Origin of the sequence: Microbacterium sp. LWH12-1.2, from assembly GCF_040675825.1 — a bacterium.
Classification (GTDB): Bacteria; Actinomycetota; Actinomycetes; order Actinomycetales; family Microbacteriaceae; genus Microbacterium.
On sequence record NZ_JBEGIJ010000001.1, the window covers coordinates 1,264,374 to 1,284,611 of the forward strand.

Annotated in this window: 20 protein-coding genes; 5 read left to right on the forward strand and 15 right to left on the reverse strand. The window is 66.9% G+C overall.

What is annotated here, in order from left to right; genetic code table 11:
• Positions 1–45 precede the first annotated feature (45 nt).
• Complete coding sequence (locus MRBLWH12_RS06045; RefSeq protein WP_363547174.1) at positions 46–699, forward strand: hypothetical protein; 654 nt, start codon at positions 46–48, stop codon at positions 697–699.
• 38 nt (positions 700–737) lie between these two features.
• Here MRBLWH12_RS06045 and MRBLWH12_RS06050 read toward each other — a convergent pair whose 3' ends face one another.
• The 12 genes from MRBLWH12_RS06050 to hrcA are packed head-to-tail and all read right to left on the reverse strand — an operon-like array spanning position 738 to position 10,723.
• Positions 738–1,637 carry an NADP-dependent oxidoreductase gene (locus tag MRBLWH12_RS06050; RefSeq protein WP_363547177.1) on the reverse strand — a complete coding sequence of 300 codons (900 nt, stop codon included), beginning with the start codon at positions 1,635–1,637 and terminating at the stop codon, positions 738–740.
• The gene (locus tag MRBLWH12_RS06055) at positions 1,637–2,092 is read right to left on the reverse strand and encodes a hypothetical protein (protein ID WP_363547180.1); all 456 of its coding nucleotides are present in this window, start codon (positions 2,090–2,092) and stop codon (positions 1,637–1,639) included. Before MRBLWH12_RS06055 ends, MRBLWH12_RS06050 begins: the two co-directional genes overlap by 1 nt.
• Before the next feature lie 23 nt (positions 2,093–2,115).
• The gene (locus MRBLWH12_RS06060; protein ID WP_363547183.1) at positions 2,116–3,099 is read right to left on the reverse strand and encodes a hypothetical protein; all 984 of its coding nucleotides are present in this window, start codon (positions 3,097–3,099) and stop codon (positions 2,116–2,118) included.
• Positions 3,092–3,613: a sigma-70 family RNA polymerase sigma factor gene (locus MRBLWH12_RS06065; protein ID WP_363547185.1), complete on the reverse strand. Its 522-nt coding sequence runs from the start codon at positions 3,611–3,613 to the stop codon at positions 3,092–3,094. Before MRBLWH12_RS06065 ends, MRBLWH12_RS06060 begins: the two co-directional genes overlap by 8 nt.
• Positions 3,614–3,667: 54 nt before the next feature.
• Positions 3,668–4,564, reverse strand: coding sequence for a GTPase Era (gene era, locus MRBLWH12_RS06070; protein WP_363547188.1), 897 nt, complete (start codon positions 4,562–4,564; stop codon positions 3,668–3,670).
• Positions 4,557–5,852: a hemolysin family protein gene (locus tag MRBLWH12_RS06075; protein ID WP_341974495.1), complete on the reverse strand. Its 1,296-nt coding sequence runs from the start codon at positions 5,850–5,852 to the stop codon at positions 4,557–4,559. The genes era and MRBLWH12_RS06075 overlap by 8 nt, the downstream gene beginning before the upstream one ends.
• On the reverse strand, positions 5,849–6,307 hold the full coding sequence (gene ybeY / locus MRBLWH12_RS06080) for an rRNA maturation RNase YbeY (RefSeq protein ID WP_341974494.1): 459 nt from the start codon (positions 6,305–6,307) through the stop codon (positions 5,849–5,851). The genes MRBLWH12_RS06075 and ybeY overlap by 4 nt, the downstream gene beginning before the upstream one ends.
• Positions 6,304–7,329, reverse strand: coding sequence for a PhoH family protein (locus MRBLWH12_RS06085; RefSeq protein ID WP_363551310.1), 1,026 nt, complete (start codon positions 7,327–7,329; stop codon positions 6,304–6,306). The genes ybeY and MRBLWH12_RS06085 overlap by 4 nt, the downstream gene beginning before the upstream one ends.
• Positions 7,330–7,378: 49 nt before the next feature.
• The gene (locus MRBLWH12_RS06090) at positions 7,379–7,729 is read right to left on the reverse strand and encodes an HIT domain-containing protein (RefSeq protein WP_341974493.1); all 351 of its coding nucleotides are present in this window, start codon (positions 7,727–7,729) and stop codon (positions 7,379–7,381) included.
• A 55-nt stretch (positions 7,730–7,784) separates the two neighbouring features.
• A complete protein-coding gene (locus tag MRBLWH12_RS06095; protein WP_363547192.1) occupies positions 7,785–8,513 on the reverse strand; it encodes a 16S rRNA (uracil(1498)-N(3))-methyltransferase in 729 nt (242 codons plus the stop codon).
• Between the two features lie 15 nt (positions 8,514–8,528).
• On the reverse strand, positions 8,529–9,644 hold the full coding sequence (gene dnaJ / locus MRBLWH12_RS06100) for a molecular chaperone DnaJ (protein ID WP_363547195.1): 1,116 nt from the start codon (positions 9,642–9,644) through the stop codon (positions 8,529–8,531).
• A gap of 44 nt (positions 9,645–9,688) precedes the next feature.
• Positions 9,689–10,723, reverse strand: a complete 1,035-nt coding sequence (gene hrcA, locus MRBLWH12_RS06105) for a heat-inducible transcriptional repressor HrcA (RefSeq protein WP_341974490.1) — start codon at positions 10,721–10,723, stop codon at positions 9,689–9,691.
• Between the two features lie 125 nt (positions 10,724–10,848).
• On the opposite strand from hrcA, the gene MRBLWH12_RS06110 reads away from it, so the two are divergent.
• Positions 10,849–12,264: a carboxylesterase/lipase family protein gene (locus tag MRBLWH12_RS06110; protein ID WP_363547198.1), complete on the forward strand. Its 1,416-nt coding sequence runs from the start codon at positions 10,849–10,851 to the stop codon at positions 12,262–12,264.
• Here the strand turns inward: MRBLWH12_RS06110 and hemW are convergent.
• From hemW to lepA, 3 genes are all read right to left on the reverse strand, one after another.
• On the reverse strand, positions 12,261–13,478 hold the full coding sequence (hemW, locus tag MRBLWH12_RS06115; protein WP_363547201.1) for a radical SAM family heme chaperone HemW: 1,218 nt from the start codon (positions 13,476–13,478) through the stop codon (positions 12,261–12,263). The genes MRBLWH12_RS06110 and hemW overlap by 4 nt on opposite strands.
• A gap of 16 nt (positions 13,479–13,494) precedes the next feature.
• A complete protein-coding gene (locus MRBLWH12_RS06120) occupies positions 13,495–14,148 on the reverse strand; it encodes a DUF1990 family protein (RefSeq protein ID WP_341974487.1) in 654 nt (217 codons plus the stop codon).
• Between the two features lie 73 nt (positions 14,149–14,221).
• Positions 14,222–16,072 (reverse strand): translation elongation factor 4, encoded by a 1,851-nt coding sequence (gene lepA, locus MRBLWH12_RS06125; protein WP_341974486.1) that lies wholly within the window; start codon positions 16,070–16,072, stop codon positions 14,222–14,224.
• Positions 16,073–16,311: 239 nt separating this feature from the next.
• Between lepA and MRBLWH12_RS06130 the strand changes: the two genes are divergently transcribed.
• Genes MRBLWH12_RS06130 through MRBLWH12_RS06140 form a run of 3 tightly spaced genes read left to right on the forward strand, consistent with a single transcriptional unit; the run spans position 16,312 to position 20,149 of the window.
• Positions 16,312–17,295, forward strand: a complete 984-nt coding sequence (locus MRBLWH12_RS06130; protein WP_341974485.1) for an ABC transporter permease — start codon at positions 16,312–16,314, stop codon at positions 17,293–17,295.
• Positions 17,296–17,315: 20 nt separating this feature from the next.
• On the forward strand, positions 17,316–18,221 hold the full coding sequence (locus MRBLWH12_RS06135; RefSeq protein WP_341974484.1) for an ABC transporter permease: 906 nt from the start codon (positions 17,316–17,318) through the stop codon (positions 18,219–18,221).
• A complete protein-coding gene (locus MRBLWH12_RS06140; RefSeq protein ID WP_363547206.1) occupies positions 18,218–20,149 on the forward strand; it encodes an ABC transporter ATP-binding protein in 1,932 nt (643 codons plus the stop codon). Before MRBLWH12_RS06135 ends, MRBLWH12_RS06140 begins: the two co-directional genes overlap by 4 nt.
• Positions 20,150–20,238: the final 89 nt, after the last annotated feature.

Sequence of the window (20,238 nt, forward strand, 5' to 3'; positions counted from 1 at the left end):
GCGCATCGGCCTGAGACGAACCACGCCGACGTGACACTGTGAGGTATGAGCACTTTGCGCCGTCGCCTGCTTCTCACGTCCTCCGCCCTCGCCGGATTGCTGCTGGCAACCGGGTGCACCTCCGCACCCGGAGGTTCGCCGGCTCCCACAAGCTCTGCCGCCGATCCGGCGGCTGAGCGACTCGGCGCCATCGCTCCGGCGGCTCCACCGGAAGGTCGTGTGCTCGGCGTCAACATGGTGATCGATGTCGCTGGCGACGCCAAATTGTGTGATGGACAGATCATGGAGTCGTATCCCCCACAATGCGACGGGATCCCACTCGATGATTGGACCTGGGAAGGCCTTGACGGCAGTGAGACCAGCGGCGACACCCGATGGGGTTCCTACGCGGTCTACGGCATCTATGACGGAGAGCGCCTCGCGCTCACAGACGAGCCGATCATGATGGCTCTCTTCGATCCGATCGCACCAGAGGACCCCACCGGAGGTGTCGAGGGCAAGACCTCGGAGGCCGACCTCACCCGCATCCAGGATGATCTTGCCGCCCGGCTCGGCACCGACGCACTCGGCTTCTCGATTCGTGAGGGCTACGTCTGGGTCGATGTCGCCTGGGATGACGGGACCTGGCAGCAGGCCGCCGACAAGGAGTTCGGCGATGGCGTCGTGATCGTCGCATCGCAACTGCGCGAGGTCGACTAGAGCGCGGGAACCAGCGCGATCTTGCCGCCGGGATGCCCCTAAGCGAGCACCTGCAGAGCGAGTGGCGCCTGATCCAGCGGGAAGGTGCGCGCCATCGGCACCACCAGATCACCATTCTCGGCGAGGGCGATCAGCTTGGGCCGCGCGCGGTCGCGGAAGCGCGCGCTTTCGGGCATCGACCCGGCGATCGCAAGGAAGCCGTCGGATGCGGCGCGGCCGGGTGCCGCGATCGTCACGATCCGCGAGCGATCGGTGACGAGCTCGAGGGAGACGTTCACGGCTTCATCGGTGCCCACGGCATCCAGCGCGGCCGAGATCGGCGCGGTGGCTATCTCACGCACGCGTTCCGCGAGCCCGCGTCCGTACCGCGTCGGAACGCCGCCGAAACGGCGCACTTCGTCCGCGCGAGCCTCGCTCGCCGTGCCGATGACGCGGATCCCGCGCAGTGCCGCCTGCTGGAGCACGCTGACGCCGACCGCCCCTGAGGCGCCGTGCAGCAGGATCGTCTCCCCCTCGACGACACGTGCGACGGCGAGGATCTCCGCTGCGGTGGTGCCCGCCAGCAGGAGATTCGCCGCTTCCGGATGGGTCATCGTCGTCGGCTTGGCGAACACCTTCTCGGCCGGCACAGTGAGTGCGGTGGCGTAGCCCCCGCGAACCCGGAAAGCGATGACCTCATCGCCCACCTGCACAGGCCCCGAGCCGATCGCCGTCTCCGGGCCTACGGCGGCGATCACGCCGGACACTTCGTAGCCGATGGGAACCGGCAGCTCGGCACCGGGGCGCGGCACGGCGACGTGCTTCGCGTCGGCGGGATTGACGCCGGCCGCGTGCACGCGGATCGTCACTTCTCCCTGTCGCGGGGCCGGCACGTCGAACTCGACGAACTCCCACTGCTCGGGCGGCCCCCAGCTCGCGGCAACCCAGCGCCAGGCCATCAGAGGAAGCAGCGGATGTTCGTGACGGGGCCGTAGATGTTCGCCGACCCTCCGGCGTATGCGGTCGCGACCGGAGTCGTTCCGTTCCGCGCCTGCGTCGATCCTGACGCTCGCGCGTGCGCGAGCGACTTCGCGACGAAGTTCGACGGGATCGTCTGGCCGCCGCACACGCCCCAGCTGAGCGAGGAGCCGTTCAGGGAATGACCGCTGAACACGCAGACCCGTCCGTCTGCGCAGGGTCCCACCGCTGCGCGCGCCGATCTGATGCTCCCGTTCGGAACCGTCATCTCCATATCCAGCTCCGGCCAGACCGCGTGATAGGCATCGATGAGGACGCCGCCGGGAACCGCTTCCATCATCTCGACGATCTGCGGATCGGCATCGACGCCGTCCGGGGAGGCCTCCGCGAAAGCGGGCGTCATCGCCATGGCACCGATCAGCATGCCCAGTGCCACGCCCGCAATGGTTCTCCAGCGCCTCATCGCACTATCTCCTCTGTCACGTCCCACAGGCGGTAGGCGATGATCGCCCCCGCGGGCAGCATGTCGTCCTCACCTCCGAGGCTCGTCGTCTCCATGCCGACGATCCGCCCCGTCTCCAAGGAGATCAGGATGACCTCGGTCGCTGCGCCATTCGCCGACGGCATGCTGATCCCGGCGACAGGTCGGCCGAGCCGGTCCGTCGTCGCGCCGAGCGCGGTCGTTCCCTCGGCGGCGGCGAGCACGTCCAGGAGATGACCCTGCTGCTCGTTCGTGAGGGTCCACTGCTCGACGGCATCACTGAGGTATCGGGAGACCTCACCGGCTGTGGGGTCGTTCGGCATGCCGAATGCGGTGAGCATCGCGACCATATCTTCGGCCGAAGAACCGGGAGGATCGACGACCGGGGTTCCGAATTGACCCGGTTCCATGATGAGGTCGCTCACGATCTCACCGCTGCTCGAGACCTCGGCCTGCGTGTTGGCCACCGCGTCGTCGGGGTCGTAGGGCTGGCCTGCGAAGATCGTCATCCGGCCGGAGAGGTCCGCCTCCCAGCGCAGAATCGACAGTTGCGGAACGACCTCAGACTCCTGTGCCGTCATGTCGATCGCGTATCCCCACGAGGCCGCTCGGACGAATCGCTCCGGTGCTTCGGGGCCCTCGGTTTCGGTGAGTGCCACGTGCGCGTCATCCATGATCTGCTCCACCGAACCGGAATCCGCGAAGGTCAGGGGCTGCGGGGCGCCCGCCATCGCCTGCCCCTGCGGACTGAAGACGGCGAAGGCGACCACGCCGGCGACGGCGACGCCGGCCACTGCCGTCGCCCAGCGCAGCCCGACAGCCCGAGCGTGCTTCTGTCTGACTTTGCCGCTCATGATCCGGTCTCGCATCATGAGCGCGGCAGCATCCGGTTTCGCGTCCCGCGGCGTTCCTGCGGGGTCGGCGTCAGTCAGAATACGATCGAGCAGAGTGCTCTCACTCATCCTGTCCCCCCTCCGCGTTCAGACGGATGCGCAGCCTCTCCTGCGCCCGACGCAAGGTTCTGCTCACTCCCGCGTGCGGGTGGCGCAGCATCTCGGCGATGTCCCCCACGGACAACCCATCCCAGTATGTGAGCATGATGATACGCCGCTCGCGGGCGCTGAGGGCTGTGAATGCGTCCAGGACGGCCGCTCGGCCCACCGGCCCGATTCTGTGCGGTTCCCCGCCGAGCTCCTCGTGCACGACCTCGAGCAACTTCGTCCGCGGGCGCGGGCGCCGCGCACGTCCCCGCAACCTGCGGTCCGCAGCACGAAGCAGCCAGATCAGTCCCATGGGCCGGTCGGGATCAAGTCGCGACCATGCCAGCAGGAACACCTCCGAGAGCACCTCGGACACCTCGGCATCGTCGTCGACGATCCACTCGATATGGTGGCGGACCGGTGCCCAGTGCTCGTCGAAGATCCGGTTGAAGATCTCACTGCGGCGCGTTTCCCGGTCGTGGCCTCCGCCGCTCATTCCCGGGGAGCCGAGGAGGGTGCGACCTCGGCCGGCGCGGTTCGGGCCGCCACCTCAGAACCCGAGTCTGCCGAGCTGCTTCGGGTCGCGCTGCCACTCCTTCGCGACCTTCACGTGCAGTCCCAGGAAGACCCGGGTGCCGAGCAGCTCCTCGATCCCCACCCGTGCGCGCTTGCCGACATCCGCCAGCCGAGACCCTTTGTGTCCGATGATGATGGCCTTCTGGCTGTCGCGCTCGACGACGATCTGCGCATGCACGTCCGTGAGGTCGCTGTTCTCGCGCGGCGCGATGTCGTCGATCACGACCGCGATCGAGTGCGGCAATTCGTCTCGCACGCCCTCGAGAGCTGCTTCGCGAATGATCTCGGCGATCCGGTCCTCTTCGGACTCGTCCGTCGTGATTCCCTCGTCGTAGAGCGCCGGCCCCACCGGCATCAGGGAGAGAACCTCATCGCACAGCACTTCCAGCTGGTCGCGCGTCAGCGCCGACAGCGGGATCACGGCGTCCCAGTCCTCGCGAAGGGCGTCGACCTCCATCAGGCGTTCCGTGATCTGGTCGCGGCCGGCCGCATCCGTCTTCGTCACGATCGCGATCTTCTTCGCCCGTGCATAACCGTCCAGAGAAGCGGCGATCCGCCGGTCACCCGGACCCACCTTCTCGGTGGCAGGAACGCAGAAGCCGATGACGTCGACATCGCCGAGAACCTGCTCGACGAGATTGTTCAGTCGTTCGCCCAGGAGCGTCCTCGGCTTGTGGATGCCGGGGGTGTCGACGATCACGAGCTGCCCTTCGGGCCGATTCACGATGCCGCGGATCGCCCGTCTGGTCGTCTGCGGCTTCTCGCTGGTGATCGCGATCTTCTCGCCGACCAGGGCGTTCGTCAGTGTGGATTTGCCCACATTGGGCCGGCCGACGAAGGTCACGAACCCGCTTCGCGTCTGCTCAGTCATCTCGTCGTTCTCCTTCATGATGCGTTCCTTCCACGTTCCCGGCCGCGCGTTCCACGAAGACGGTCGCGATCCCGCGACCACGTCCCCGCGACGCGCCGCCGGTGAGCTCCAAGCCCTCGACCGTCGCGGTCGAGCCGGGCTGCGGCACCTGGCCGAGCTCCTTGCCGAGCAGTCCGCCGATCGAGTCCACGTCTTCGTCCTCGAGCTCCAGGCCGAAGAGGTCGCCGACGTCTTCGAGTGAGAGCCGCGCGCTGACCCGGTACCGTCCGTCGCCCAGTTCGACGATCTCGGCTGAGACCTGGTCGTACTCGTCTGCGATCTCTCCGACCAGCTCTTCGATCAGATCTTCCAGAGTCACCAACCCGGAGATGCCGCCGTGCTCGTCGATGACGAGGCACACATGAACGGCGTCGCGTTTCATCTGCTGCAGCAAGGTCTCGGCGCGCATCGACTCCGGCACGAAGGTCGCTGGTCGAGCGATCGGGCGGACGGATGCCGTGCGCCAGGCGTTCTCGTCGCGGAAGGCGAACTGCACGAGGTCCTTCAGATAGAGGACCCCGACGACGTCGTCGGCCTCGTCGTCGACGACCGGCATCCGGGACACCCCGCGGTTCAGGAACAGCGCCATCGCCTCGCTGGTCGACGCGGTGGCATCGACGGTCACCATCTCGGTGCGCGGGACCATCACGGCACGGACGAACTGGTCGGTGAAGTCGAAGACCGAGTGGATGAGGTCCCGGTCGTCGGCCTCGATGAGGTCGTTGGATGCGGCCTCATCGACCATGCTCAGCAGCTGCTCCTCCGAGGTGAAGGAGCTGCGGCCGGTACCGGGGGTCACCCGGTTTCCCAGGGCGACAAGCCCCTGCGCGAGCGGACCGAGGAGGATGCGCAGTCCTCGTACGATCGGGGCGTTGGCACGCAGCATCCGATCGGAGTGGTGTCGGCCGAACGTGCGCGGGCTGGCGCCGACCAGAACGAAGGTGATTCCGGTCATCAGCACGGCAGCGGCGAGCATCGCCCACCAGATGTTGTCGAAGAGGCTCGTGAAGGCGACGGTGACGAGCACGGCGGCCGTCACCTCGGCGAGAACGCGGATGAACGCCACCGCGTTGACGTGGACGTCCGGGTCGGCTGCGATCCTCGCCAACTGGCGGGCATTGCGGCCGTCGGCGCCCATCTCCTCGAGGTCGGAACGCGACGTCACACCGAAGGCGGCGTCGATCGCCGCCATCAGGCCGCCGAAGGCGACGAGCAGGACGGCGCCGGCGAGCAGGAATCCGGCTGTCATCGTCGGCGTTCGGCCGCAGCGAAGCCCACGATGAGCTCCTTCTGCAGTCCGAACATCTCGCGCTCCTCGTCGGGCTCGGCGTGGTCGAATCCGAGGAGGTGCAGCAGTCCGTGCGTGGTCAGCAGAATCAGCTCGTCCATCAGGGAGTGGCCGGCGGCCTGCGCCTGCGTCTCGGCGACCTGCGGGCACAGCACGATATCGCCGAGCAGACCGGGAGCGGTCGGACGGTCCTCGGTGCCAGGGCGCAGCTCATCCATCGGGAAGCTCAGCACATCGGTCGGGCCGGGCTCGTCCATCCACTGCACGTGCAGGGCTTCCATGGCGCCCTCGTCGACGAGCACGATCGCCACCTCGGCGTCGGGGCTGACGTGCATCTGCGCCAAGTTGAAGTCCGTGAGCCGCTGCAGCACGGTCTCGTCGACGACGATGGCCGATTCGTTATTGATCTCGATCATGAGAGTCCTCGTTTCGGCATCCGGTCTCGGGGTCCTGGTCGCTGGGGTCCGCGGCGTTCTGCGCGGTTCGCGAACTCTGTCGCCTGCTCGCGCTCGAACCGCTGCGCGGTTCGCTGCTCGTCGTACTCGCTGTACGCGTCGACGATCCGTCCGACCAGGGAGTGGCGCACCACGTCGGCACTGGTGAGTCGCGAGAAGTGGATGTCCTCGATGTCGTTCAGCACCCGCGTCACGAGGCGCAGTCCGGACGCGCCCTGCGGGAGGTCGACCTGCGTGATGTCGCCCGTGACGACCATCTTCGTGCCGAAACCGAGGCGGGTGAGGAACATCTTCATCTGCTCAGGCGTGGTGTTCTGCGCTTCGTCGAGCACGACGAAGGAGTCGTTCAGCGTGCGCCCGCGCATGTACGCGAGCGGAGCGACCTCGATCGTGCCCGTGGCCATCAGGCGCGGCACGATCTCGGGGTCCATCATCTCGTTCAGCGCGTCGTACAGAGGTCGCAGGTACGGGTCGATCTTGTCGCTCAGCGTTCCGGGGAGGAACCCCAGACGCTCCCCCGCCTCGACGGCCGGGCGCGTGAGGATGATCCGGGTGACCTCTTTGCGCTGAAGCGCCTGCACGGCTTTTGCCATCGCGAGGTACGTCTTCCCGGTGCCGGCGGGGCCGATACCGAAGACGATCGTGTTCTCCTCGATCGCGTCGACGTACTCCTTCTGCCCGAGCGTCTTGGGTCGGATGACCCTGCCCCTGGTGGACAGGATCGCCTCACCGAGCACCTCGCTCGGACGAGGACCGCCCTCGTGGCGCAGCATTCTGGCGGAGTTCTCGACATCACTGGGCACGAGATCGTGACCTGCCTTCGTCATCGCGAGCAGCTCGTCGACGAGGGTCTTCGCCTTGGCGACCGCCTCGGCATCGCCGGTCAGGGTGATCTCGTTGCCGCGGACCAGCACCTGCACATCACGGTGCTCCTTCTCGAGCATCCGCAGCAGCCGATCCTGCGGCCCGAGCAACTGCACCATGGCGACGCCATCGGCGTAGATCCGCTCCACGACCTCGGATTCTCGGGAGTCAGGCACCGACGCTCCGCTCACTCAGTCCGCCGCCCAGCACATGGGCGTGGACGTGGAAGACGGTTTGACCGGCGTTCGCACCGGTGTTGAAGACGAGGCGGAAATCGCCGTCCTCGGTGTGCTCGACCGCGAGCTTCTCGGCGAACGCAATGAGCTCGGCCAGCAAGGCGGGATCGGCGGCCGCCAGCTCGGCGACATTCGGGTACTCCTGCGTCTTCGGGATCACCAGGAGGTGCACGGGGGCCTGCGGGGCGATGTCGCGCAGTGCGAAGAGGCGGTCGGTCTCGGCGAGGATCTCGCCGGGGATCTCCCCGTTCAGGATGCGCGTGAAGATCGAGGGTTCCGTCATGGTTCCAGCTTACTTGCGGGCCTGTGTGCCATGGGCGCCGGAGCCCATCGGGGCATCACCAGCGATCGAGGGCCACCGACAGCACAGCGATCGCCGCCGGGCCAGCGGTCGAGGTGCGCAGCACGGTCTCACCGAGCAGCACGCGTTCGGCACCGGTATCCGCCAGTCGGCGGAGCTCCTCGTCGGAGATGCCGCCCTCCGGTCCCACGACCAGCACGATGTCTCGGCCGTCTGGCGTGAGATCGGACAGCCGGACCTCGGCCGTCGGATCGAGCAGCAGCACCCGCTGCACCGCCACGCGCTCGACGAGCTGCGCGGTCGACACCGGCGCTGACACCTCCGGAACCCAGGCGCGGTGCGCCTGCTTCGCCGCCTCGCGCACGATGGAGGCCCAACGCTCCCGGCCCTTGATCGCCTTCGGCCCGTCCCACCGCGAGACGCTGCGGCTGGCCTGCCACGGCACGATCTCGTCGACACCGAGCTCGCACGCGGCCTGCACAGCCAACTCATCGCGGTCACCCTTGGCCAACGCCTGCACGAGCACGATCCTCGGGCTCGGCGCCGCGTGTTCCGTGCGCTCCGAGATCCGCACATCGACCTGCGACGGCGACACGTCCTCGGCCACCCCGGCGAGCCAGACTCCGGAGCCGTCGCCGACCGTCACCGTTTCACCGACCCGCAACCTCCGCACGACGGCGGCATGCTTCGCCTCGGCACCGGTCAGCGACACGATGTCGCCCACCGAAGCATCCGACGACGACTCGAGCAGGAAGTGCAGCGCCATGGCTCAGTCCTTCGGTCAGTGCGTGCGGAAGCGATCGCGGAGCTTGGAGAACAGACCCTGTTGGAACTGCGCGAGTTGCGGAGCCGGTGCCTTCGACTTCTTCGCGAAGTCCTCGATCAGCGCGCGCTGAGCGGAGTCCAGCTTCGTCGGCGTGACGACCTGCACTCCCACCCGAAGGTCACCGCGCTGGCTACCGCGCAGTGGCGTGACTCCGCGGCCCTTGATGGTGAGCACGTCGCCCGCCTGCACGCCGGGACGGATCTCCAGATCGACGACGCCATCGAGGCCGTCGATCGAGGTCACCGTGCCGAGAATCGCGTCGGTCATCGACACTTCGAGCGTCGCGAGCAGATCGTCACCGTCGCGGCTGAACGCGGCGTGCGGCGACACGGTCACCTCGACGTAGAGGTCACCGTTCGGACCGCCCGCCTTGCCCACCTCGCCGGAGCCGGGAAGCTGCAGACGCAGGCCGGTCTCGACACCGGAGGGGATGTCCAGCGAGACCGTACGACGAGAGCGCACGCGCCCCTGACCGCCACAGGTCGCGCACGGATACGGGATCGTGGTGCCGTAGCCTTCGCAGCTGCCGCACGGGGCGGAGGTGACGACGTTGCCGAGGAGACTGCGCACCTGACGCTGCACGTGACCGGATCCGCCGCAGATGTCGCAGGTGACCGGGGAAGTGCCCTCCTGGCAGCAGGAGCCCTGGCAGGTCTCGCAGAGCACGGCGGTGTCGACCTCGATGTCGCGGTGCGCACCGAACACGACGTCGCCGAGCTCGAGTGTCACTCGGACCAGTGCGTCCTGGCCGCGCTCCCGGCGCGACCGCGGCCGGGCGCTTCGCCCGCCACCCTGTGACGCCCCGAAGAACTGCTCGAAGATGTCGCCGAACCCGCCGAAGCCACTGAAGTTCTGGCCGGCGCCGTCACCGCCGCCCATGTCGTAGCGACGACGGGAGTCGTCGTCGCTGAGCACGTCATAGGCATGGGTGACGAGCTTGAAGCGCTCCGACGCTTCCTCGCCCGGATTCACATCCGGGTGCAGCTGCCTCGCCAAGCGTCGGTAGGCCTTCTTGATCTCGTCAGTGGAAGCGTCCCGGGAAACTCCGAGAACCTCATAGTGGTCCGCCACAATCACCTTTCCGCGTACGCGCGTTCGTTCGTGCGGGAGCCGCGTCAGCGGCTTCCCTCGTCTTCGTCGAGCAGCCGCGACAGGTAGCGGGCCACGGCCCGTGCCGCCGCGAGGTTGCTCGGATAGTCCATGCGGGTCGGCCCCATCACGCCGACTCTCGCCGTTCCGCTGGGGGCGGCGTAGTTGCTGGCGACGATCGAGGCCTCACCGAGTCCGAACGGAGCATTCTCCGTGCCGATGCTCGTCGCGAGGCCGTGCTCGTCGCTCACCATCTCGCTCATCAGCCGCAGCAGGGTGACCTGCTCCTCGATCGCCTCGAGGATCGGATGGATGCTGCCGCGGAAGTCCTGCTCGCGACGGGCCAGCGTCGCCGCTCCCGCCATCACCAGCCGCTCCTGGCGGAACTCTCCCAGTTCGTCGACGATGACGGACGCGAGAGTGTGCAGCGCGGCATCCTTCGTCTTCGAGTCCGCCGCCGCCAGCAGTCCGCCCAGACGGTCTGCGGCATCACTGACCGCACGACCGGTGATCAGGGCGGAAAGACGCGCACGCAGCACCGCCATGTCTGCTTCGTCGACGTCGACGGGAAGCGGCGCGAGCCGCTGGGATACGCCACCGGCATCGGTCACGAGCACGACGAGCAGACGGTTCGGCGCCAGGGCGACGAGCTCGAGGTGCGTGAGGTGCGCGCGCGCGAACGACGGATACTGGGCGAGCGCGACCTGACCGGTGAGCTGTGTGAGCACGCGGACGGTGCGGGCCATGAGGTCGTCGAGATCGGCGGGTGCAGCGAGGAACGACTCGATCGCCGTGCGCTGGGCGACCGAGAGCGGTCGCAGCTGGGCGAGGTGGTTGACGAAGACGCGATAGCCCTTGTCGGTCGGCACCCGCCCGGAGGAGGTGTGCGGTGCGGCGATCAGCTCCTCGTCCTCGAGCTGCGCCATGTCGTTGCGGATCGTCGCCGCGGAGACGCCGAAGGAGTACCGGTCGACGATCGACCTGCTCCCGACGGGTTCGCGGGTCTCGACATAGTCCTGCACGATCGCGCGGAGAACCTGCAGTCCTCGCTCGGTGACCATGTCGCCTCCTCCCGTTGTCTCGCCGATGTTCGCTGGCACTCGAATACTCAGAGTGCCAATTCTACCTGTGCGCGACGCTTTCCGCCCGGAACTCATCGACGCGAACGGGCAATACGATGACGATCATGACCTCCGACCCCCGGATCACCATCAGCACCGGCACCGTACAGGGCTCTGCGGAGGACGGCATCAGGCGCTTCCTGGGCATCCCCTACGCAGCTGCTCCCTTCGGCGCGAATCGCTTCCGTGCCCCGCAGCCCCCCGCACCGTGGAACGGTGTGCGCTCGGCGACCGCTTTCGGCGCCACCGCTCCCCAGCTCCCCTACCCGGGCGCGATCGGTGAGCTTCTCGGTTCCGTGCGCATCGATGGAGACGACATCCTCACGGTGAACGTCTGGGCGCCGGACGACGCGGTGGCGGCGCCCGTCGTGCTGTGGATTCACGGTGGCGCCCTGGAACGAGGCACCGCAGCGCTTCCGTTGTACGACGGCTCTGTGTTCGCACGCGCCGGCATCGTCTTCGTCTCGATCAATTACCGGCTGGGTGCCGAAGGCTTCTCGGTGCTCGATGACGTGCCGCGCAACCTGGGGCTGCGCGACGTCGCTGCGGCTCTCGAGTGGGTGCACCGTGAGATCGGAGCCTTCGGTGGCGACGCGGCCCGGATCACCGCGATGGGTGAATCGGCGGGCGGAGCGCTCGTTGCCGGCCTCCTCGCCAGGGAGGACACCCGTCAGATGATCAGCGGGGCGATCATCGAATCGGCTCCCCTCGAGGCGCAGACACTCGCCAAAGCCGGCAGGGTCACGGCGCAGATGGCGAAACAGCTCGGAATCCGCTCTGATCGGAAGTCCTTCGCCGCGGTGGCGCCGGAGCGTCTCCTCGAGATCCGCCGGCAACTGTCTGCGGGCTCTTCACCGCTTCGCGGGGCACCCGGGTTCCAATTCGCGATCGACGAGGAAAGTCTTCCTCGCTCGCCCCACGAGGTGATCGGCGAGATCGACACTCCGCTTCTCATCGGCTCCAACACCGATGAGTACCGGCTGTGGCTCACACCGGATGCCCTCGCCGGGATCACTGAGCTCAAGCTCCTGGTTGCGCGCTTGGCCCTGCGCATCCCGCGGCGCGCGGTGAGCGCCTACCGAGCAGACTGGCCACAGGCCTCCCCTGGCGAGATCGCCGGCCAGCTGCTGACCGACCGCATGCTCCGAGCGCCACTGAGCAGGCTCGCGTCCACCCGGAAGGCGCCGACGTACGTCTACGAGTTCGCGTGGCAGAGTCCCGTGCGCGATCTTCGCGCGGCGCACGGACTGGAACTCGGGTTCGTCTTCGACCGTTTGGGCGATGACGAGGCGCTGCGCATGGCCGGACCTGAAGCGCCGCAGGAGCTCGCCGCAGAAATGCACGCGGCATGGATTCGGTTCATCAAGACCGGCGATCCGGGTTGGCCGGCTTTCGATGCACAGCGCCAGACCCGCCTTTTCGACGCCGAGACGACGACGGTCGTGCAGCGCCGCGCGACGGCGATGGACCTGCTGCCCTAGTCGGTGAGTTCTCTGACCACCGCGTCGGCCAGCAGCCGCCCGCGCAACGTCAGCCGCACCCGACCACGCAGGGCGGATGCCGGATCGACGAGTCCGTCTGCGATGAGTCCTGCGACGCGCGATCGCTTCGCTGGCGGCAGTTCGGCCACCGCGAAACCTTCTGCCAATCGACTCTCGAGCAGCACCCGCTCCAGCATCCGTGCCTGTTCACCGGGACGCTCTGTGCCGGCCGCCGGCGATTCGTATGCCGCGAGCCGCTGCGCGTAGGCGGCGGGGTGCTTCACATTCCACCAGCGGAGCCCTGCGACGTGGCTGTGCGCCCCCGGCCCGAACCCCCACCAGTCGCTCCCCCGCCAGTAGGCGAGGTTGTGACGCGATCGCTGGTCGGGATCGCGAGCCCAGTTGCTGATCTCGTACCAATCGAAGCCGGCGGCGGCGAGCCGCGCGTCCGCCAGTTCGTACATGTCGGCCTGCACGTCGTCGTCGGGCGTCGGCACCTCGCCGCGCCGGATCTGGCGAGCGAGCTTCGTGCCGTCCTCGATGATCAACGCGTACGCCGAGATGTGGTCGGACTCGAGTGCGAGCGCCGCATCGAGAGAAGCCTCCCAGTCGGCCAGCGACTCCCCCGGTGCTCCGTAGATGAGATCGACGCTCACGGCCAGCCCCGCATCCTTGGCGGCGGCGACGGCGGTGCGCACGTTCTCCGGGTCATGGGTGCGGTCCAGAGCGGCGAGCACATGCGGCACCGCGGACTGCATGCCGATCGACAGGCGAGTCACGCCGGCATCGGCCAGCGTCCTGGCGACGGACGGCGTCACGGTGTCGGGGTTGGCTTCGACGGTGACCTCCGCACCGTCGACGATCCCGAACGCGGAGACCGCGGCACCCAGCATCCGGGCGAGATCCCCGGCCGGAAGCAGCGTCGGGGTGCCGCCGCCGAAGAAGACCGTGTCCATCGGTCGGAGGGCGCCGGCGTCGCCGAGAACGGTTCGGGCCAGGGCGATCTCGGCCTCGAGCGTCGAGGCGTAGTCCTCCTGCCGCGCTCCGCGCAGCTCACCGGATGTATAGGTGTTGAAGTCGCAGTAGCCGCAGCGCACCCGGCAGAACGGGATGTGCAGGTACGCGGAGAAGGGCACGGCCAGATCGATCGGGAGGTCGTTCGGCAGACGACCGTCGGTGGGCGCGGGATCGCCGAGCGGGAGCGACGCGCCCATCAGAGAGTGCGTGCCATCAGACGGGGGTCGCGTACAGCGGGGAGATCGCCCGGAGGTAGCGGGCGAACAGCTCGCGGCGGCGGCGCTTCACCAGAACCGGCACCGTCCGGTAGAGCAGAGCATTCGGCGCATCGAACGCGCGCACGGTGAACCACACCTCGTCGTTGTCCTCGCGCCACTCGAGGTCGAACGACTCCTCGCCGCTGACGACCGAACCGCCGACCGTGCCGAGCACGAAGCCGACGCGGCGCGGTTCCTCGGTCACCGAGATCACGCGCAGCTCGGCATCCGCCCGCATGCCCGAGACCCGACCGTGCAGGCGAAGCGTCATGCCCGGACCGACGAACGGGGTTCCCTCGGCGTCGAAGCGCTGCTCGACGTCGCGCTTGCTCGGAGCGACGGGGTTGCCCTCGGCGTCGAAGCTCACGCCTGCATAGGCAGGACCCGACGCCGGGCGGACGTCTTCGATGCTCAGTCCGGCCGCGCGCTGCGCCGTCCAGGTCAGCAGGGATTCACCTGCGGACTGGAATCGCTCTGCACCACTGCCGATCCGCCAGGACTGCTCAGCGGGGATGCTGCGCTCCGGCGGGTACTGCATCAGATCGGGCGCGTGGGTCGCACCCACGGCCGCATAGTCAACCGTGTCGTCTCGGAAAGTCCCGCGCCGCATGAGTTCCAGCCTACTTCCCGTTCCCTGGGCGAACACTCCCCACGCGCCGCGGGACGTCACATCCCGCGGAGATCTACTTCTTGTCCTTGCTGTCGACGTCGCCGGAGAGAGCAGCGATGAACGCCTCCTGCGGAACCTCGACACGACCGACCATCTTCATGCGCTTCTTGCCCTCCTTCTGCTTCTCGAGCAGCTTGCGCTTGCGGCTGATGTCACCGCCGTAGCACTTGGCGAGGACATCTTTGCGGAGGGCGCGAATCGTCTCACGGGCGATGATCCGCGCGCCGATCGCCGCCTGGATCGGGACTTCGAAGTTCTGGCGTGGGATGAGTTTGCGCAGCCGCTCCGTCATCAGGGTGCCGTAGGCGTACGCCTTGTCGCGGTGCACGATCGCGCTGAACGCGTCGACCTTGTCGCCCTGCAGCAGAACATCGACCTTGACCAGGTCGCCGTCCTGCTGGCCGGCGGGCTCGTAGTCGAGGCTCGCGTACCCCTGCGTCTTCGACTTCAACTGATCGAAGAAATCGAAGACGATCTCACCGAGCGGCATCATGTATCGCAGCTCGACGCGCTCCTCGGAGAAGTACTCCATGCCCAGCAGCGCGCCGCGGCGCGTCTGGCAGAGCTCCATCACGGTACCGACATAGTCCTTCGGCAGCAGGATCGCAGCCTTGACCATCGGTTCGGCGACCGAGGCCACACGACCGTCCGGGTACTCGCTCGGGTTGGTGACGATCACCTTCTCACCGATGTCGGTGGTCACTTCGTAGATCACGCTGGGTGCCGTGGTGATGAGATCGAGGTCGAACTCGCGGGCCAGTCGCTCGGTGATGATCTCCAGGTGCAGCAGCCCGAGGAACCCGCAGCGGAAACCGAAGCCGAGCGCCACGGAGGTCTCCGGCTCGTACACAAGAGAAGCGTCGGAGAGCTTGAGCTTGTCCAGCGCCTCGCGCAGCTCGCTGTAGTCGCTGCCGTCGATCGGGTACAGACCGGAGTAGACCATCGGCTTCGGGTCGGTGTAGCCGGGAAGGGCATCGGATGCCGGCTTCCTGGCCGTCGTGACGGTGTCGCCGACCTTCGACAGGCGCACGTCCTTCACGCCGGTGATGAGGTAGCCCACCTCACCGACGCCGAGACCCTTCGAGGGCACGGGTTCCGGGCTGGACACGCCGATTTCGAGGAGGTCGTGCGTGGCCCGCGTCGACATCATCTGGATACGCTCGCGCGGCTCCAGGGAGCCGTCGATCATGCGGACATAGGTGACGACGCCGCGGTAGGCGTCATAGACGGAGTCGAAGATCATCGCGCGGGCAGGAGCGTCCGGGTCGCCCTTCGGCGCCGGGATCTGCTCCACGAGGCGGTCGAGCAGATCCTCCACGCCGAGGCCGGTCTTGCCGGAAACTCGCAGCACGTCTTCCGGGCGACCGCCGATCAGAGACGCGAGTTCCTTCGCGTACTTCTCGGGGTCGGCCGCCGGCAGATCGATCTTGTTCAGCACCGGGATGATGTGCAGATCGTTCTCCAGCGCGAGATAGAGGTTCGCGAGGGTCTGAGCCTCGATACCCTGCGCGGCGTCGACGAGGAGAAGCGCTCCTTCGCAGGCCGCGAGCGAGCGGGAGACCTCATAGGTGAAGTCCACGTGACCGGGGGTGTCGATCATGTTCAGCGCGAACGTCTCACCGTTCAGCATCCAGGGCATGCGCACGGCCTGGCTCTTGATGGTGATGCCGCGTTCGCGCTCGATGTCCATGCGGTCCAGATACTGCGCCCGCATGTCGCGATCCGAGACCACGCCGGTGATGCCGAGCATACGGTCGGCGAGCGTCGACTTGCCGTGATCGATGTGGGCGATGATGCAGAAGTTGCGGATCTGCGTCGCCGGAGTCGCGGCAGGCTGAAGGGAGGTAAGAGCGCGTGGTGACATGTCCACACGATTCTACGGTCAGGCGATGCTAATCCTCGATTCGCCCGAACCGGTGATAGTCTCCCGAGGTTGCCCCAGACGGTTCCGTGACACTGAATCCCGCAGGCGTCACGACTCCGTCACACGTCAGGAGCCGATCGCGCGTCGCGTGGATCGTCGGATGATGCTTGAATTGCAACCGACCCAGCGCTGCGTCGGCAGATCCCGAGCGCGTCTGTAAACGAGAAAGAATCATTACCTTGATCAAGTTTCTGTTGCGCCGCCTCGTGGGGTGGGTACTGATGATCGTCATCGCGACGAACATCACCTACTTCCTCGCCTGGAACTTCCTCGATCCCGAGAACAACTACGTCGGTCGCCGCCCCCCGAAGACAGCCGATGAGATCGCTGCCCTCCTGGAGCCACGAAACCTCAGCGAGACCGTGCCGCTGATCGAGCGGTGGTGGAACTGGATCACCGCCATCGTCCTGCGCTGGGACTGGGGCCTGGGGCCGACCGGTCAGTCGGTCAACGAGCAGGTCGCCTACCGCATGTGGGTCAGCGCTGAGCTCGTACTGGGCGCCACGATCATCACCACGATCCTCGGTATCGCGCTGGGTGTGTACACGGCCTCTCGCCAGTACAAGCTCGCCGACCGGATCGGTCAGGCGACGTCGATCGTCACGATGAACATCCCGGTCGTCGTTGCCGGTCTCGGCATCGTCCTGCTCGCCATCGGCTTCAACAACCTCGTCGGCGTGCGTGTCTTCTACGTCACCGGCTCGGCCAGTCAAGGCGTCGAAGGGTTCTTCCCCGTCCTCATCGACGTGCTCCAACACGTCACATTGCCGACACTGGGTCTCGTGCTCACGGGATACGCCGGAATCCACTTCCTGCAGCGTTCCCTTCTGCTGGACAACATCAAGGCCGATTACGTCCGCACCGCGCGCGCCAAGGGCCTGACCAAGCAGCAGGCGATCCGCAAGCACGCACTGCGCACCTCGCTGATCCCGGTGACGACGCAGGTCGCGTTCACGATTCCGCTCATCTTCACCGGAGCCGTGCTGACCGAGACGATCTTCAACTGGAACGGTATGGGGAAGTACTTCCTCGAGACCCTGAACACCAACGACATCCACGGCACCGTCGCGATCGCCGCATTCGGCGCTCTGCTGACGGCCATCGGCGCCATCCTCGCCGACATCGCCGTGGTGGTCCTCGATCCGAGAGTGCGGGTGAGCTGATGTCCATCGAGACTCTGGGGATGACCCCTGAACTGAGCAAGGAGCCGGCCGCACCGACGCGGCGCAAGCGCACCTCGATGTGGACGCTGTACCGCCGCCGCTTCATGCGCAACCGCGGCGCGGTCCTCGGGCTGTTCATCCTTGCCGCGCTCGTCCTGTTCGCCATCATCGGCCCGCTCGTCGCGCAGTACAGCCACACCGACCTGGACTTCCTCGCATTGCGCAAGGGGCCGTCGGCCGAGCACTGGTTCGGCACCAACGGCTCCGGCAACGACAACTTCGCCCAGGTCGCGGTCGGCCTGCAGCGTTCCATGATGATCGCCCTGCTCGTCGCCGTCGGTACGACGGTGGTGTCCGCGATCGTCGGTGCCACCGCCGCCTACTACGGCAAGCTCTACGAGCGCGTCACCCTGATCGTCATCCACTTCATGATGGTGGTCCCGAACTTCCTGATCCTCGCAATGATCTCGAACGACGTCGGCGGCAACTGGCTCGTGATCTCGCTGGTGATGATCTTCGTGGTCGGCTGGTTCATGCCGGCGCGCATCATCTGGACCCTCTCCCTCTCTCTCCGTGAGCGCGAGTACATCCACGCCGCCCGATACGCCGGGCTCTCCGGCATCCGCATCGTCCTGCGCCATATGCTTCCGAACATCGGTTCGCTGCTCGTGATCAACTTCACCCTCGGAATCGTGTCGGCTGTGCTGACCGAGACGGCGCTGTCGTTCCTCGGGTTCGGCGTGAAGCTGCCCGATGTGTCGCTCGGCGCGCTCATCGGCTACGGCTCGAGCACGCTCGCCAGCGCTCCGTGGCTGTTCGTCTTCCCCGCCGCAGCACTGACGATGCTCACCGTGTCGATGGCACTCATCGCCGATGGTCTGCGCGATGCCCTTGATCCGACCTCGGCGGCTGGAGGTCGCGCATGAGTACTGTTCTCTCCGTCAGGGACCTGCGAGTCAGCTTCCCGTCAGAAGCCGGTCGAGTCGACGCTGTCCGCGGCGTCTCCTTCGACCTCGAAGCTGGCAAGACGCTGGGCATCGTCGGCGAATCCGGCTCGGGCAAGTCCGTCACCTCGCTCGCGATCATGGGGCTTCTCGACGAGAACGCCAAGGTCACCGGTTCCATCGTGTTCGACGGACAGGAGCTCATCGGCAAGTCCGACAAGCAGCTCTCGATGATCCGCGGCAACGGCATGGCGATGGTCTTCCAGGACCCGCTCACCTCGCTGACCCCTGTGTTCACCATCGGCGACCAGCTGATCGAGGCGCTCACCGTGCACCGGCGCCTGTCGAAGCGGGAGGCGTGGGACCGCTCCGTCGAACTGCTGAAGCTCGTCGGCATCCCCGAAGCGGACCGGCGGATGAAGTCGTTCCCGCACGAGTTCTCGGGCGGCATGCGCCAGCGCGTCGTCATCGCGATCGCGATGGCGAACAACCCGAAGCTCATCATCGCCGACGAACCGACCACTGCTCTCGATGTCACCATCCAGGCGCAGATCCTCGACCTCATGGACAAGGCGCAGGAGGAGACCGGCGCCGCCATGATGATGATCACGCACGACATGGGCGTGGTCGCCAAGACCGCAGACGACGTTCTGGTGATGTACGCGGGCAAGCCCGTCGAGCATGCGGAAGTGCGCGAGCTCTTCTACCACACGCGGATGCCGTACTCGATCGGCCTCCTCGGCGCGATCCCGCGCGTGGACAAGACCGAGAAGGTTCCGCTCATCCCGATCAAGGGCAACCCGCCCTTGCTCATCAACCTTCCGGATGCCTGCCCGTTCGCCGATCGCTGCCCGATCGCCGTCGACGCCTGCCGTCAGCGCGAGCCCGAGCTGCTGCCCGTGGTCACCGATGGCCACAAGGCGCACACCGCAGCATGCATCCGTGCACATGACATCGTGGACGGCGGCCTGATCGGCGGCCTGCCGGTGTTCCCCCTCCCCGAGATCCCGGAGAGCCCGCTCAGCCGACTCCCCCGCGAACAGCGCCCGATCACCCTCGAGGCGATCAACGTCACGAAGACCTTCCCGCTGACCAAGGGTGCGTTCCTCAAGCGCAAGGTCGGCGAGGTCCATGCCGTGAAGGGCATCAGCTTCGACGTCCGCGAGGGCGAGACCCTTGCCATCGTCGGCGAGTCCGGCAGCGGAAAGACCACGACGCTCCTGCAGATCATGGACCTCGTCAAGCAGGAGGACGGTGATATCCGCATCGCGGGAAAGAGCGTCGCCGACATCCGGTCGCGTTCTGAGGAGCGCGAGATGCGCCGCAACCTCCAGATCGTGTTCCAGGACCCGATGGGGGCGCTGGATCCGCGCATGACGGTGTGGGACATCATCGCCGAGCCGATGTTCGCCATCGGCATGGACAAGGACGACGTGCAGGACAGGGTCGAAGAGCTGATGGGGCTCGTCGGACTCGATCCCGCGCACAGTGACCGGTTCCCGACCGCGTTCTCCGGCGGACAGCGCCAGCGCATCGGCATCGCGCGTGCCCTCTCCACCAACCCGAAGGTCATCGTGCTCGATGAGCCGGTCTCGGCGCTCGACGTGTCGATCCAGGCCGGCGTCATCAACCTGCTCGACGAACTGAAGGCGAGGCTGGGCCTGTCGTACCTCTTCGTCGCCCACGATCTCGCCGTCGTCCGTCACATCGCCGACCGCGTCGCCGTGATGTACAAGGGAGACTTCGTCGAGTACGGAGACGTGGATCAGGTTTTCGACGATCCTCAGCACCCGTACACGAAGGCACTGCTCTCGGCGATCCCGATTCCCGATCCGGACATCGAGCGCACGCGTCAGCGCATCATCCTCCCCGTCGAAGGCTTCGACGCCGTGGCGGCGACTGCGCTCTGAGCCGTCGGCACAATGTGCACGGTCCGATAACATTCGGTGCCCATGCGCGTGAGCCGCAGTTCCACTGACTTATCCTGCCTCTATCCCAA

Excerpts from the sequence above, each read along its gene's own strand:
- MRBLWH12_RS06045 (WP_363547174.1), top strand. The coding sequence starts at position 46 with ATGAGCACTTTGCGCCGTCGCCTGCTTCTCACGTCCTCCGCCCTCGCC.
- MRBLWH12_RS06050 (WP_363547177.1), bottom strand. The coding sequence starts at position 1,637 with ATGGCCTGGCGCTGGGTTGCCGCGAGCTGGGGGCCGCCCGAGCAGTGG.
- MRBLWH12_RS06060 (WP_363547183.1), bottom strand. The coding sequence starts at position 3,099 with ATGAGTGAGAGCACTCTGCTCGATCGTATTCTGACTGACGCCGACCCC.
- MRBLWH12_RS06065 (WP_363547185.1), bottom strand. The coding sequence starts at position 3,613 with ATGAGCGGCGGAGGCCACGACCGGGAAACGCGCCGCAGTGAGATCTTC.
- era (WP_363547188.1), bottom strand. The coding sequence starts at position 4,564 with ATGACTGAGCAGACGCGAAGCGGGTTCGTGACCTTCGTCGGCCGGCCC.
- MRBLWH12_RS06075 (WP_341974495.1), bottom strand. The coding sequence starts at position 5,852 with ATGACAGCCGGATTCCTGCTCGCCGGCGCCGTCCTGCTCGTCGCCTTC.
- ybeY (WP_341974494.1), bottom strand. The coding sequence starts at position 6,307 with ATGATCGAGATCAATAACGAATCGGCCATCGTCGTCGACGAGACCGTG.
- MRBLWH12_RS06085 (WP_363551310.1), bottom strand. The coding sequence starts at position 7,329 with ATGGTGCAGTTGCTCGGGCCGCAGGATCGGCTGCTGCGGATGCTCGAG.
- MRBLWH12_RS06090 (WP_341974493.1), bottom strand. The coding sequence starts at position 7,729 with ATGACGGAACCCTCGATCTTCACGCGCATCCTGAACGGGGAGATCCCC.
- MRBLWH12_RS06095 (WP_363547192.1), bottom strand. The coding sequence starts at position 8,513 with ATGGCGCTGCACTTCCTGCTCGAGTCGTCGTCGGATGCTTCGGTGGGC.
- hrcA (WP_341974490.1), bottom strand. The coding sequence starts at position 10,723 with ATGGTCACCGAGCGAGGACTGCAGGTTCTCCGCGCGATCGTGCAGGAC.
- MRBLWH12_RS06110 (WP_363547198.1), top strand. The coding sequence starts at position 10,849 with ATGACCTCCGACCCCCGGATCACCATCAGCACCGGCACCGTACAGGGC.
- hemW (WP_363547201.1), bottom strand. The coding sequence starts at position 13,478 with ATGGGCGCGTCGCTCCCGCTCGGCGATCCCGCGCCCACCGACGGTCGT.
- MRBLWH12_RS06120 (WP_341974487.1), bottom strand. The coding sequence starts at position 14,148 with ATGCGGCGCGGGACTTTCCGAGACGACACGGTTGACTATGCGGCCGTG.
- lepA (WP_341974486.1), bottom strand. The coding sequence starts at position 16,072 with ATGTCACCACGCGCTCTTACCTCCCTTCAGCCTGCCGCGACTCCGGCG.
- MRBLWH12_RS06135 (WP_341974484.1), top strand. The coding sequence starts at position 17,316 with ATGACCCCTGAACTGAGCAAGGAGCCGGCCGCACCGACGCGGCGCAAG.
- MRBLWH12_RS06140 (WP_363547206.1), top strand. The coding sequence starts at position 18,218 with ATGAGTACTGTTCTCTCCGTCAGGGACCTGCGAGTCAGCTTCCCGTCA.